This is a genomic window from Micromonospora craniellae, assembly GCF_014764405.1.
GTDB classification, from domain to species: Bacteria; Actinomycetota; Actinomycetes; order Mycobacteriales; family Micromonosporaceae; genus Micromonospora; species Micromonospora craniellae.
In genome coordinates this window covers 4,069,417-4,082,679 of record NZ_CP061725.1, presented here as the reverse complement: position 1 = coordinate 4,082,679, position 13,263 = coordinate 4,069,417, and the positions used below count along the sequence as shown (strand labels likewise).

Sequence of the window (13,263 nt, the reverse complement as noted above, 5' to 3'; positions counted from 1 at the left end):
CTGGTCAGGCCTCGACCGGGGACGGCGTGTTCAGGTGCTGGCGGGCGAAGGCCAGCGCCTCCCGCAGGTCCGCCTCGCGAACCTGACGACTCTTCGCGCCCCGGGTGGTCACCTCGACCGCCACCGAGCCGGTGAAGCCCCGCCCGGCGAGCGAACGCAGCAGCTCGGCGCAGGGCTGCGTGCCGCGCCCGGGCACCAGGTGCTCGTCCCGTCCCTCACCGGTGCCGTCACCGAGGTGCACGTGCGCCAGCCCGGCACCCATCCGGTCGGCCATCTCCAGCGCGTCGATGTGCGAGGCGGCGCAGTGCGACAGGTCGAGCGTGTACGAGCGGTATCCCGTCTCGGTCGGGTCCCAGCCCGGCGCGTACGGCACGAACTGCCGGCCGGCCATCCGCACCGGGTACATGTTCTCCACCGCGAACCGCAGCCCGCCGAACTCGTCGGCCACCGTGTCCAGCCCCTCGGTGAAGGTCCGGGCGTAGTCCCGCTGCCAGGTGAACGGCGGGTGCACCACGACGGTCGGCGCCTGGAGCGTCTCGGCCAGCACCGCCGCCCGGCGCAGCCGCTCCCACGGGTCGGTGCTCCACACCCGCTGGGTCACCAGCAGGCAGGGGGCGTGCACGCTGAGCACCGGTACGCCGTAGTGGTCGGACAGCCCGCGCAGCGCACCGGCGTCCTGGCTGACGGCATCGGTCCAGACCATCACCTCGATCCCGTCGTAGCCCAGCGCCGCGGCCAGCTGGAACGCCGCGGCGGTCCGCTCTGGGAAGACCGAGGAACTGGACAGGAGCACCGGGACGCGGGAAGTCACACCATCGAGGGTAGCCGCCGGCCATGACACCAATAAGACGAAAATCCGTGAATCGGATTTTACGGACAACCGGTCTCGCGCCCGGTCTCACACCGGCCCGAGCCGATCCAGCCGGTCCAGGATCACGCCCTCCCGCAGCGCCCAGGGGCAGATGTCCAGCGAGTCGACGCCGAGCCGGCGCATGACCGCCTCGGCCACCACGGCACCGGCCAGGAGCTGGTGCGACCGCCCCGCACTCACCCCCTCCAACTCGACGAGCTGGGCCGGCGGGATGTGCCGGATGAAGCCGAGCACCTGCCGCAGCCCGGACCGGGTCAGTCGGCGCTTGGCCCAGAGCCCGGCGCCACTGGGCGCGGCGCCGGCGAGCCGGGCCAGGGTGCGGAACGTCTTGGAGGTGGCCACCGAACGGTCCCAGCTCACCCCGGTCATCCGCTCGGCCACCGGCGCCAGCAGGCCGTCGACGTACTCACGCAGCTCGTCCACCGTCTCCGGCGCGGGCGGCCGGTCGCTCTGCGGGTCCACGCCGAGCCGGTCCCGGGTCAGCCGGCCGGCCCCCAGCGGCAGCGAGACGGCCAGGTCGGGGTCCTCGTCGATGCCGGCCGCGATCTCCAGGGAGCCGCCGCCGATGTCCAGCACCAGCAGCCGACCCGCGGACCAGCCGAACCACCGCCGCACCGCGAGGAACGTCATCCGCGCCTCGTCCGCGCCGGGAAGCACCTCCAGGCGTACGCCGGTGGCGTCCCCGACCCGGGCCAGCACCTCGGCGGCGTTGGTGGCCTCGCGGACCGCCGAGGTGGCGAAGGCGAGCAGCTCGTCCACGCCCAGGGCGGCGGCCGAGGCACGAGCCGCGCCGACCGCCTCGACCAGGGCGTCGGCACCCGTTTCGCGGAGCGCGCCGTCCGCGCCGATCTGCTCGGCGAGCCGCAGCACCACCTTCTCCGAGTGCGCCGGCCACGGGTGCGCCCCGCGATGGGCGTCCACCACCAGCAGATGAACCGTGTTCGAACCGACATCGAGGACACCCAGTCGCATGGGAGAACCCTAGGGGCAAACCGGTTCGCGGCACTCACCGACCTTCCCCGCGCACCACGCGTACGCTGGGCCTGGTGACAGGACAGATCGAACTCCGCGTGCTGGTGGACGACCCGGCGGACCCGCGCAGCCGTGAGGTGCCGCTGGACTTCCCTCGGGAGTGGATCGAGTTCGTCGACCCGGCCGACGAGCGGCACCTGATCCGGGCCGACCTCACCTGGCTGCTGTCCCGGTGGACCTGCATCTTCGGGCGGGGCTGTCACGGCATCGTCGCCGGCCGCTCCGCCGACGGCTGCTGCTCGCACGGCGCGTTCTTCACCGACTCCGACGACGAGAAGCGGGTACGCGGCGCGGTGAAGCGGCTGACCCCGCAGAGCTGGCAGCACTACCGACGCGGCACCAAGAACTGGACCGAGAACGACACCGTGGACGGCAAGAAGCCGGCGCGGCGTACCGCCACCCAGGGGCCGGACGCGCCGTGCGTCTTCCTCAACGACGCCGGTTTCCCGGGCGGCGGCGGATGCGCGCTGCACGCCCAGGCGCTACGCGACGGGGTGCACCCGCTGGAGTACAAGCCGGACGTCTGCTGGCAGTTACCGGTCCGCCGGGACCAGGAGTGGGCCAAGCGGCCGGACAACACCAAGGTGCTGGTCTCCACGCTGGCCGAGTTCGACCGGCGGGGCTGGGGCGCGGGCGGGCACGACCTCGACTGGTGGTGCACGTCCTCCACCGACGCGCACGTCGGCAGCGAACCGATGTACCTCTCCTACGGCCCGGAGCTGACCGCGCTGGTCGGTGCGGCCGCGTACGCCCGGCTGGCCGAGCTGTGCGCGGCGCGGATCCGGCAGGGGCTGGTCGCCCCGCACCCGGCCGACCCGGCCTGACCGGCGGTCGCGCTCCGGCGGATCACGGCTCGAACTTGTAGCCCAGACCGCGCACGGTCACGATGTGGCGCGGGGTGGACGGCTCCGGCTCGATCTTGGAACGCAGGCGCTTGACGTGCACGTCCAGCGTCTTGGTGTCACCCACGTAGTCGGCACCCCAGACGCGGTCGATCAACTGCCCCCGGGTGAGGACCCGGCCGGCGTTGCGCAGCAGCAGTTCGAGCAGCTCGAATTCCTTGAGCGGCAACTGCACCGCGCCCCCGTCGACGGTCACCACGTGCCGTTCGATGTCCATCCGCACCGGGCCGGCGGCCAGGGACGGCATGCCCGACTCGGCCGTCTCGGGGCTCTGCCGGCGCAGCACGGCCCGGATCCGGGCGACCAGTTCCCGGGGCGAGTACGGCTTGGTGACGTAGTCGTCGGCGCCGATCTCCAGGCCGACCACCTTGTCGATCTCGCTGTCCCGCGCGGTGACCATGATGATCGGTACGTGTGAACGCTGCCGGAGCTGCCGGCAGACCTCGGTACCGGACATCTCCGGCAGCATCAGGTCGAGCAGGACGATGTCGGCCCCGGTCCGGTCGAACTCGGTCAGCGCCGACGTGCCCGTGGCGGCCACCCAGACCTCGAACCCCTCCTTGCGCAGCATGTACGACAGGGCGTCGGAGAAGGACTCCTCGTCCTCGACCACCAGTACGCGGCTCAACGGTGTTTCCTTTCGATCCGGGTCGGACCGGGCGGCGCCCGGCCTGATCCTCATGTGGTCAGACCTGCCGAAGGTCGGCCGGGCCGGCCTCGATCCCAGCAGCCGGCAGTGTCGCCAGCAGATCGTCCGGCGGTCGGGCCGGCAGCCGGAGGGTGAACGTCGACCCACCACCAAGAGTGCTCGACACGTCCACCCGGCCGCCATGGTTGCTCGCGATGTGTTTGACGATGGCCAGCCCCAGGCCGGTGCCGCCGGTGGAACGGGACCGGGCCTGGTCGGCCCGGTAGAACCGCTCGAAGATCCGGTCCACGTCGGTGGGCGCGATACCGATGCCCTGGTCCGCCACGGCGATCTCGACGTGGTCGTCGGTGGTCCGCGTGGTGATCCGTACCGTGGTGTCCTCGCCCGAGTAGTTCACGGCGTTCTCGACCAGGTTCGCCACCGCCGTGGCCAGTTGGCTGTCGCTGCCGTACACGGTCAGCCCTCGGCCGGAGTCGGCCATCACCTGGATCCGGCGGGCGGCCGCCGTGGTCCGGGTCCGGTCCACCACCTCGGAGATCACCCAGTCCACCGCCACCGGCGCCGGCGCCGGCTGCGGCTCGGCGCCCTGGAGACGGGTCAGCTTTAGCAGTTCCTGCACCAGCCGCCCCAGCCGGGTCGACTCGTGCTGGATCCGCTCGGCGAACCGCCGGGCGGCCATCATGTCCTCAGAGAGTTCCGGTCGATCCCCGCCGGCCGGTTCGGTGGCGTCGAGCAGCGCCTCGGCGAGCAGTTGCAGCGCGCCGATCGGGGTCTTCAGCTCGTGGCTGACGTTGGCCACGAAGTCCCGTCGTACCCGGGCCAGCCGGTGCGACTCGGTCACGTCGGCCGCCTCCACGGCGACGTAGCCGCTGCCCAGGCCCATCGCCCGCAGGTGCACGCCGAGCGGGTTGTCCCCGGCGTTGTCGCGCCCCCGGGGCAGGTCCAGCTCGATCTCGCGGCGGACGCCGGTGCGGCGCACCTGCCCGGCCAGCGTACGGACCAGCGGATGGGCGATGATCGAACCCGGTCGGCCACCGGTACGCAGCAGGCCCAGCGCCCGGGCCGCCGGATTGACGAGTACGGGCACGTCCTCGGGGTCGAGCACCACCACTCCGGCGCGCAGCGAGTCGATCGCGCGGCGGCCGAGCCCGACCTGCACCTCGTCGGCGATCGTGTGCCTCCCCCTACCGAGCCGGAGACCGGCCCACCCACTCCCGGCGGAGCCCGCCGGCCGGCGCGCCGCCGGGACGAACCGGGACAGCAACAGTCCGGCGACCACGCCGACCACCAGGGCCGAGGCCACTCCCACCGTCACCGCCCACGTCACCCGGCGATCGTAGGGTCATTGTTAACCCGGCTACCGTACGGAACGGGACGAAGCACTCTCACTTTCGGGAAAGTTCACCTGTGCGTCCGGCTCAGTTCACCGGCGTTCACCTGGAGGTCCTCCCGGTGCTCCTAGCTTGGGCGGCGTACCTGCACGAACCTTCGCCGGCACGTGCCGGCGCCGACCGACAGGACGTGAGTATGCGCGACGAGTTCCGGGCCGATCTCGACACGGTCAGCCAGATGCTGGTGGAGATGGCCGAGGGGGTACGGGCGGCGCTGCGCCAGGCGACCCGGGCCCTGCTCACCGCCGACCGGCAGGCGGCCGAATCGGTGATCGCGGGCGACGCCGGGATCGACGCGCTCTACCGGCAGGTGGAGGAGCGGGTCTGTGACCTGCTGGCCCGCCAGGCACCGGTCGCCTCCGACCTGCGCGCCATGATCACCGCGCTGCACGTCGCCGCCGACCTGGAACGGATGGGCGACCTGGCCGACCACGTCGCCAAGACCGCGCTGCGCCGGCACCCGTCGCCGGCCGTGCCGGCGGAGCTGCGGCCGGTCTTCACCGACATGGCCGGCATCGCCGACCGGATGGCCGAGAAGATCGCCTCCGTACTGGCGCGCCCCGACGCCACCGTCGCCGCCGAGCTGGACAGCGACGACGACGCGATGGACGAGCTGCACAAGGGCCTGTTCGGGGTGCTGCTCGGCGAGGACTGGCCGTACGGCGTGGAGACCGCCATCGACGCCACCCTGCTCGGGCGCTTCTACGAGCGGTTCGCCGACCACGCGGTGAACAGCGGTGAGCACGTGGTCTACCTGATCACCGGCGAACCCGTGACCCCCGCCTGAGACCGAAGGAAGGGTCCCCTGCTAACGCCTCGTGCATAGCAGGGGACCCTTCCTAACATCCAAGCCCGGCGGGCAGGGTGCGGTCAGCGACCCTGGTTGGCCACTGCGGCGGCAGCGGCCTTGGCTGCCTCCGGGTCGAGGTAGGTGCCGCCCAGCGTCTGCGGGCGCAGATGCGGGTCCAGGTCGTAGCGCAGCGGGATCCCGGTCGGGATGTTCAGCTTGGCGATCGCCTCGTCGCTGATCTGGTCCAGGTGCTTGACCAGCGCCCGCAGCGAGTTGCCGTGCGCCGCCACCAGCACCGTCCGGCCGGCCAGGATGTCCGGCACGATCGAGTCGTACCAGTACGGCAGCATCCGGTCGACGACGTCCTTGAGGCACTCGGTACGCGGCATCAGCTCGGTCGGCAGCAGCGCGTACCGCGGGTCGCCGACCTGCGACCACTCGTCGTCGTCCGCGATCGGCGGCGGCGGGGTGTCGTACGAGCGGCGCCAGAGCATGAACTGCTCCTCGCCGTACTCGTCCAGGGTCTGCTTCTTGTTCTTGCCCTGAAGGGCGCCGTAGTGCCGCTCGTTGAGCCGCCACGACCGGCGCACCGCGATCCAGTGCCGGTCGGCGGCGTTCAACGCCAGCTCGGCGGTACGGATGGCGCGGCGCATCACGCTCGTGTGCACCACGTCGGGGAGCAGATCGTGCTCACGCAGCAGCTCGCCGCCGCGGCGCGCCTCGTTCTCCCCCTTCGCGGTCAGGTCCACGTCGACCCAGCCGGTGAAGAGGTTCTTGGCGTTCCAGTCGCTTTCGCCGTGCCGCAGCAGGACCAGCGTCCCGACGGTGGGTCCCTCGCTAGCTGTCATGCGGATCATCCTGCCGCAACCCGCGATCGGACGCGCGGGAAGGGTGGTGACGACCACCACGTGGAAAACGGGGTGACCGGGCTTCCGGCCGACATCTAAGTTGCAAGGGGTCATCTCGATCATTGGTCATTACCGAAACGGGGAGGGCGCCGAGGTGCGCGCGATACGGGGCTGGTTCCGGGACACCACAGGAGGACTACCCAGGACGTTCTGGTACCTCTGGACCGGGACCCTGATCAACCGTCTCGGCTCGTTCGTCCTCGTGTTCCTGGCCATCTACCTGACCCAGGAACGCGGCTTCTCGGCCTCCCAGGCGGGCCTGGTGATCGGCGCGTGGGGCGTCGGCGGCGCGGTCGGCACCACCGCCGGCGGTACGCTGACCGACCGCTGGGGACGGCGACCCACCCTGCTCACCGCCCACCTCGGCGCGGCGACCATGATGCTCGCCCTCGGCTTCGCCCGGGACCTGTGGACCATCGCGGCGGGCGCGCTGCTGCTCGGCCTCTTCGCCGAGGCGGCCCGGCCGGCGTTCGGCGCCATGATGATCGACGTCGTGCCGGAGCGGGACCGGTTACGTGCCTTCTCGCTCAACTACTGGGCGATCAACCTCGGCTTCGCCTGCGCGGCGGTGCTGGCCGGCTTCGCCGCCCAGGCCGGTTACCTGCTGCTGTTCGTGGTCAACGCGTCGACCACACTGGTCACCGCATTGATCATCTTCATCCGGGTTAAGGAGACGCGCACCGTCACCGTCGGCATACCCCGGGACGGCAAGCCCACCGGCGCGCTGCGCACCATCCTGACCGACCGGGTGTACCTGGGCTTCGTGACACTGAACCTGCTCGGCGCGCTGGTCTTCCTCCAGCACATCTCGATGCTGCCCATCGCGATGGCCGACTCGGGCCTGAGCCCCGCCACGTACGGCTCGGTGATCGCGCTCAACGGGGTCCTCATCGTCGCCGGCCAACTCTTCGTCCCCAGGCTGATCCGGGGCCGCAACCGCTCGCACGTGCTCGCCCTGTCGGCGGTGGTGATGGGCGTCGGCTTCGGACTCACCGCGTTCGCCGACGTGGCGTGGTTCTTCGGGCTCACCGTGCTGATCTGGACGCTGGGCGAGATGCTCAACTCGCCGTCCAACGCCACCCTCATCGCCGAACTCTCCCCCGGTGAACTCCGTGGCCGCTACCAGGGCGTCTTCTCGCTCTCCTGGCAGCTCGCCGGGGCGATCGCGCCGATCCTCGGCGGCTTGGTCCGGGAGCAGGCCGGCAACGCGGCCCTCTGGCTGGGCTGCGCCGCCATCGGCGCGGTGATGGCGGTGGGTCACCTGGTCTCCGGGCCGGCCCGGGAGCGGCGCGCGCTGGCGCTGCGTACCGCCGGCGCCGCCCCCGTGGTGACGATCCAGTCGACCGCACCGCAGCCGGCGGCACCGCAGGCGGCCGAGCCGGTGGCGACCACCCGGAGCTGATCCTGATACGCGTGGTGCCCGGTACGCGGGGCGTACCGGGCACTCGCGTCGTACGACCGGCGGCGGCGGGCGGCACTCACCCCCGTAAGCGACGCCCGCTCGCGCCGCCGGTCCAAACAGGTGGGGCACCGTCCCCCAACGGTGTTGATCCACCCGTCCCCCGACACCCCACTCGGTGCACGGACCTGATCGATCCGCCGCTCCCCCGAACGGTTCCGAGCGTGGCGCGGTGCAATAAAGTTAGTTCGGCCAGCGGGGGCTATTCAACCCGAACGGCTGTCTTACCCGTCACAACACGCGGTTCCAGTCCCCGGAGCTGCGCGTTTGCCCCTACTTGGCGCCAACAGCGGGTACCCGTCGGCAATTCCCGCAAACCTCAGCCGTCCTCCCGATCGGGTGACTCCGTGCGGAAGAAGTTGCTCTGCCGGCCGTCCCGCATCTGCTCCTGGAAGATCAGGTTCAACCGCCGCAGATCGAAGGTGTGGAACCACTCCTCCCAGGTGATCTCGCGGATCCGGCTGCTCTCCCGGTAACCCGGGATGTTGAACGTCAGCACGCCGGCCCGGCCGTCCCGCTCGGTGCCGCTGATCGTCGCCGGCTTCGCACCCCGTGCCCGGGCCCACCGCTGGATCACGTCGTGGTTGGTGGTGACCAGGCTGCGACCGGGACGCTCCGGCCGATCCTGAAGCGAGGCGATGACCTGCGACGACCGGGTCGACCGCGCGGTCGCCCTACCGGTACGCACCGCACCGCCCCGCGACGGCGCCGCCTTCGCCACCCCGCCCCGACCCGACGTGGTCTTACGAGCCGTCGTCGTCTTGCGCGCCGTCGTGGTCTTGCGGGCCGGGGCCGTCGTACGGGCCGGAGTCGTCTTGCGCGCCGCGCCGGTCGCCTTCCGGGCCGGACCCGACGTGGTCTTCCGGGCCGTGGTCGTCTTCCCGGCCGCAGTGGTGGTCTTGCGAGCTGTAGTGGTCTTGCGAGCCGCAGTGGTCGTCTTCCGGGCCGCAGTGGTGGCGCTCTTCCGGGCCGGGATGGTCTTGCGAGCCGCAGTGGTGGTCTTGCGGGCGGCGGTCGACTTGCGGGTGGCGGCGGTCGTCGCCTTCCGGGCCGGTGCCGCGCGCTTCGCGGGCGTTGCCTTCGCCCGCCCCGGAGCGGTCCGCGCCGACGCGGCTCGCCGCGTTCCGGACGCCTTCGTGGCCTTGGCCCGACCGGCGGGGCCGCTGCTGCGACGCGCGGCGCCACCCGACCGCAGGGTCCTTGCCAGCGTCTTCACCAGTTCCGGCTTGCGCAGGGCGGAGATGCCCGAGACGCCGTACCGCCGCAGCTGGCCCCGGATGTCGTCCGCCCGCATCTGCGAGATCTCCGACTCCGACATCCGGGCGATGCTGCCGCTCCGTCGTGTGGTGCTGGTCGCGGTCCCGCCGCGACCCGAGCTGCTTCGCTGAGCCATGGACGCTCACGCTCCTCGACACTCGGTCTCGGCGCGGCGGGTCCCGAAGCCGCACCGCGCGGTGCGGCGGCTTACCCGTCAGGAACGATCCGAATCCCCGTTGGCGCCCGACGTCTCACCCTGCTGCTGCGGAGACGGCTCGAACAGGTGCGCGAAGGCCGCGAGGTTCGCGGTGGATTCACCCCGCTTGACGCGCCACTCCCACTCCCGCCGGATCGAGCTGCCGAAGCCGATCTCCAACATCGTGTCGAACGACTCGTCGGCGTAGGTGAGGACCGCCCCGAGCAGCCGGTCGAGTTCGTCGGCGTCGACCCCGGCGGGATTCACCCGGCCGGTCAGATAGACGTCGCCGACCGCGTCGACGGAGAACGACACCGCGTACATCCGGGCGTTGCGCTGCAACAGCCAGGCCCACAGCTCCTCGCGCCGCTCGTCCGGCTGGCGCATCACGAACGCCTCGACCCGCAGCGCGTGCTCGCCGACGATCAGGTTGCAGATCGTCTTGAGCTTGTGGGTGCCGGGGAGGGTCACCGCGTACGCCCCCGGGCCGGTTGACTCCCAGTCCAGCTCCCGCTCGGCGCAGACCGACTCGATCAGGGCCCCAAGGTCACTCATCGGATCAACTCTACGGCCGGCTGCGTGCGCTCGGCGGCTGGGCTGCGGTGTTAGGAAGGGACCCTTCCTATACACGAGGCGTTAGCAGGGGACCCTTCCTTACACGACACCCCTACGTACGGGCACACCGCTACCAGGATCGGGAGGCGGTCAGTTCGGCGGTGAGGCGGGCGCGGTGGGCGGCGATCGCCTCGCCGTAGACAGTCAGCAGGCTGGCGGCGGTGCGGTGCCAGGAGAAGTTGCGGGCGTGTCGGGCCGCCGCCACGGACAGCTCGGCCCGGCGGGCCCGGTCGGGCAGCAGGCGACCGAGCGTACGCGCCCAGTCGACGGGGTCGTGGCCCTCGACCAGTACGCCGCTGACCTGGTCGCGTACGGCGGTGACCAGGCCGCCGACGGCGGCGGCCACGACGGGCGTACCGCACGCCTGGGCCTCCAACGCGACCAGCCCGAAGCTCTCGTTGTACGACGGCACCGCGACCAGATCGGCCGCCTGGTAGAGCAGGGGCAGCTCGGCGCCGGTGCGCGGTGGCAGGAAGTGCACCCGGTCGGTGACGCCGAGCGTGGCGGCCAGTTCGATGAGCGCGGTGGGCCGGTCCAGTCCGCTGCCGCTGGGACCGCCGCAGATCACCACTGCCACCTCCTCGGCCAGGGCCGGGTCCCGGTCACGCAGCGCCGCGATCGCCCGGATCAGCACGTCCGGGGCCTTCAGCGGCTGGATCCGGCCGACGAAGGCGACCAGGTGACCTCGAACGGGCAGGCCGAGCCGGGTACGGGCGGCGACGGTGGCGGCCTGCCGGTCGCCGGTCACGGGGCGGAACCGGTCGAGGTCCACGCCGGGTTCGACCACCGCGACCCGGGCCGGGTCGGCGTCGTACCGGTCGATCAGGTCCCGTGCCTCGACCTGGGTGTTCGCCACCAGCCGGTCGGCCTCGGCGATCACCTGCTCCTCACCGATCACCCGGGCCTTGGGTTCCGGCCGGTCACCGGCGGCGAGCCGTACGTTCTTCACCTTGGCCAGGGTGTGCGCGGTGTGCACCAGCGGAACGCCCCAGCGGTCCTTGGCCAGCCAGCCGACCTGGCCGGAGAGCCAGTAGTGGGAGTGGATCAGGTCGTAGTGGCCCGGTGGGCGGGCCGCCTCGGCGCGTAGCACTCCGGCGGTGAAGGCGCAGAGCTGGCCGGGCAGTTCTTCCTTGGTCAGTCCCTCCAGCGGGCCGGCCATCACGTGCCGTACCTGAACGCCGGGGGCGACGTCCACCACCGGGGGCAGGTCACCGGAGGTGGCGCGGGTGAAGATCTCGACCGCCACGTCCGCCTCGGCGAGCCGCCGGGCGACCTCCAGGATGTAGACGTTCATGCCGCCCGCGTCGCCGGTGCCCGGTTGGTGCAGGGGTGAGGTGTGCACCGAGAGCGTCGCGATCCGCCGGGGGCGGGGCCACGGCAGAGCACCGCGCTGACGTCCTACACCGGTGTGCATTTCCGCCACGTCCGCTCCCTTTGCTCCGGTTGATGCCGTCACGCACGACCGGCGCTCCTGCGTCAACCTCCACGCCGGATGTCATCTTCCCGATCGGTGGCCGGAAATACGTCGTCCAGGTGCCCCGGCGTGACCGACCTCATCACCAGGGTGCCGGTCACGGCGGCAGTGTGAGGGGCGAGAATGGACGGATGACTCGTGTCGCCGTCGTCACCGGTGCCTCCAGCGGGATCGGCGCGGCCACCGCCCGCCGGCTGGCCCGCGAGGGCTTCCACGTCCTGGTCGCCTCACGGCGTACCGGCCGGTTGGCCGACCTGGTCGCGGAGATCGCCGCCGCCGGTGGGGCCGCCACCGCGGTGGCCTGCGACGTCACCTCGGACGAGTCGGTGGCCGACCTGGCCCGGGCCGCGCGCCAGGTGCCCGGGCCGGTGACCCTGCTGGTCAACAACGCGGGTGGGGCGCGCGGGATGGACCCGGTGGAGTCCGGCGCGATCGGTGACTGGCAGTGGATGTACGACGTCAACGTGCTCGGCACGCTGCGGGTGACCCAGGCGCTGCTGCCCGAACTGGAGTCCTCCGGCGCGGGCACGATCGTCGTGGTCTCGTCGACCGCGGGTTTCACCGTGGACGAGGGCGGGGGCGGCTACAGCGCGGCCAAGCACGCGCAGACCGCCGTGGCCGGCACGCTCCGGCTGGAGTTGTGCGGTCGTCCGGTCCGGGTGATCGAGATCGACCCGGGCATGGTGAAGACCGACGAGTTCTCGCTGATCCGCTTCGGTGGCGACGCCGACCGCGCGGAGTCCGTCTACGCGGGTGTCGCCGAGCCGCTGGTCGCCGAGGATGTCGCCGACTGCATCGCCTGGTGCGCGACCCGTCCGCAGCACGTCAACGTGGACCGGTTGGTCGTCCGTCCGCTCGCGCAGGCCGCGCAGCACAAGGTGTACCGGGCGAGCTGAGCCGGTTCGCACGATGGCGACGCGGAGGTCCCGGCCACTCGGCGTGGTGACCCGGGGCACCACCAATCCCAACCGGCTCCGTCGGGTGGACAACTGGGTGGCGGAGAACTGCGCGGACACGCTGCGGGCCGCGCCGGATCCGCTGGTGGTCGACCTCGGCTACGGCGCCACCCCGGTGACGGCGGTGGAGCTGCGCGCCCGGCTGGCCGTGCGGGTCCGCGCCGACGTGCGGGTGGTGGGGCTGGAGATCGATCCGGTACGCGTCGCCGCCGCACAGCCGGCCGCCGACCCGCCCGGGCTCACCTTCGCCCGGGGCGGTTTCGAGCTGGCCGGGCACCGGCCGACCGTGGTCCGCGCCTTCAACGTGCTCCGGCAGTACGACGAGAGCGAGGTGGCCGACGCCTGGGCCACCATGCGCGCCGGACTGGCCCCGGGCGGGTTGCTGGTGGAGGGCACCTGTGACGAGTTGGGCCGGCTCGGCGGCTGGATCCTGCTCGACGCCAGCGGCCCGCGTACGCTGACTCTGGCCGCCCGGCTGACCACCCTGGAGAGTCCGGCCGAGCTGGCCGAACGGCTGCCCAAGGCGCTGATCCACCGGAACGTGCCGGGCGAACCGATCCACGACCTGATCCGAGCCCTCGACGACGCCTGGCAGGCCGCCGCCGGCTACGCCACGTTCGGCCCCCGCCAACGCTGGCTGCACGCGGTGTCCGCGATCCGCGCCCAGGGCTGGCCGGTGCTACGCCGTCCGCGTCAGTGGCGTGAGGGGCAGTTGACGCTTCCCTGGCCCGCCGTCGCACGCTCAGACCTGTAAGGAAGGGCC

At 71.9% G+C, this 13,263-nt stretch carries 13 protein-coding genes; 5 read left to right on the top strand and 8 right to left on the bottom strand.

What is annotated here, in order from left to right; translation table 11 throughout:
- Positions 1 to 4: 4 nt before the first annotated feature.
- Positions 5 to 811 carry a sugar phosphate isomerase/epimerase family protein gene (locus ID554_RS18390; protein ID WP_191088579.1) on the bottom strand — a complete coding sequence of 269 codons (807 nt, stop codon included), beginning with the start codon at positions 809 to 811 and terminating at the stop codon, positions 5 to 7.
- Between the two features lie 87 nt (positions 812 to 898).
- A complete protein-coding gene (locus ID554_RS18385; RefSeq protein ID WP_117226358.1) occupies positions 899 to 1,843 on the bottom strand; it encodes a Ppx/GppA phosphatase family protein in 945 nt (314 codons plus the stop codon).
- A 74-nt stretch (positions 1,844 to 1,917) separates the two neighbouring features.
- Here ID554_RS18385 and ID554_RS18380 point away from each other — a divergent pair, with 74 nt between their 5' ends.
- On the top strand, positions 1,918 to 2,727 hold the full coding sequence (locus ID554_RS18380; RefSeq protein ID WP_117226359.1) for a hypothetical protein: 810 nt from the start codon (positions 1,918 to 1,920) through the stop codon (positions 2,725 to 2,727).
- A 22-nt stretch (positions 2,728 to 2,749) separates the two neighbouring features.
- On the opposite strand, the gene ID554_RS18375 is transcribed toward ID554_RS18380, so the two are convergent.
- Positions 2,750 to 3,433 (bottom strand): response regulator transcription factor, encoded by a 684-nt coding sequence (locus ID554_RS18375; RefSeq protein ID WP_117226360.1) that lies wholly within the window; start codon positions 3,431 to 3,433, stop codon positions 2,750 to 2,752.
- Between the two features lie 58 nt (positions 3,434 to 3,491).
- Positions 3,492 to 4,781, bottom strand: coding sequence for an ATP-binding protein (locus tag ID554_RS18370; RefSeq protein ID WP_223884145.1), 1,290 nt, complete (start codon positions 4,779 to 4,781; stop codon positions 3,492 to 3,494).
- 200 nt (positions 4,782 to 4,981) lie between these two features.
- On the opposite strand from ID554_RS18370, the gene phoU reads away from it, so the two are divergent.
- Positions 4,982 to 5,632: a phosphate signaling complex protein PhoU gene (phoU, locus tag ID554_RS18365; protein ID WP_117226475.1), complete on the top strand. Its 651-nt coding sequence runs from the start codon at positions 4,982 to 4,984 to the stop codon at positions 5,630 to 5,632.
- A gap of 83 nt (positions 5,633 to 5,715) precedes the next feature.
- On the opposite strand, the gene ID554_RS18360 is transcribed toward phoU, so the two are convergent.
- Positions 5,716 to 6,483 carry a phosphoglyceromutase gene (locus ID554_RS18360; RefSeq protein WP_117226476.1) on the bottom strand — a complete coding sequence of 256 codons (768 nt, stop codon included), beginning with the start codon at positions 6,481 to 6,483 and terminating at the stop codon, positions 5,716 to 5,718.
- Between the two features lie 154 nt (positions 6,484 to 6,637).
- Here ID554_RS18360 and ID554_RS18355 point away from each other — a divergent pair, with 154 nt between their 5' ends.
- On the top strand, positions 6,638 to 7,945 hold the full coding sequence (locus tag ID554_RS18355; RefSeq protein WP_117226361.1) for an MDR family MFS transporter: 1,308 nt from the start codon (positions 6,638 to 6,640) through the stop codon (positions 7,943 to 7,945).
- 376 nt (positions 7,946 to 8,321) lie between these two features.
- Here the strand turns inward: ID554_RS18355 and ID554_RS33140 are convergent, their stop codons facing one another.
- The 3 genes from ID554_RS33140 to mshA all read right to left on the bottom strand — a co-directional run bounded on the left by ID554_RS33140 (position 8,322) and on the right by mshA (position 11,493).
- The gene (locus ID554_RS33140) at positions 8,322 to 9,296 is read right to left on the bottom strand and encodes a hypothetical protein (RefSeq protein WP_396888555.1); all 975 of its coding nucleotides are present in this window, start codon (positions 9,294 to 9,296) and stop codon (positions 8,322 to 8,324) included.
- 177 nt (positions 9,297 to 9,473) lie between these two features.
- Positions 9,474 to 10,010, bottom strand: coding sequence for a type III secretion system chaperone family protein (locus ID554_RS18345; RefSeq protein WP_117226363.1), 537 nt, complete (start codon positions 10,008 to 10,010; stop codon positions 9,474 to 9,476).
- A 130-nt stretch (positions 10,011 to 10,140) separates the two neighbouring features.
- Positions 10,141 to 11,493, bottom strand: a complete 1,353-nt coding sequence (gene mshA / locus ID554_RS18340) for a D-inositol-3-phosphate glycosyltransferase (protein ID WP_117226364.1) — start codon at positions 11,491 to 11,493, stop codon at positions 10,141 to 10,143.
- Positions 11,494 to 11,675: 182 nt separating this feature from the next.
- On the opposite strand from mshA, the gene ID554_RS18335 reads away from it, so the two are divergent.
- On the top strand, positions 11,676 to 12,440 hold the full coding sequence (locus ID554_RS18335; RefSeq protein WP_117226365.1) for an SDR family oxidoreductase: 765 nt from the start codon (positions 11,676 to 11,678) through the stop codon (positions 12,438 to 12,440).
- Positions 12,441 to 12,453: 13 nt separating this feature from the next.
- Positions 12,454 to 13,254, top strand: a complete 801-nt coding sequence (locus ID554_RS18330) for a class I SAM-dependent methyltransferase (RefSeq protein WP_117226366.1) — start codon at positions 12,454 to 12,456, stop codon at positions 13,252 to 13,254.
- The last annotated feature ends 9 nt before the right edge of the window (positions 13,255 to 13,263 follow it).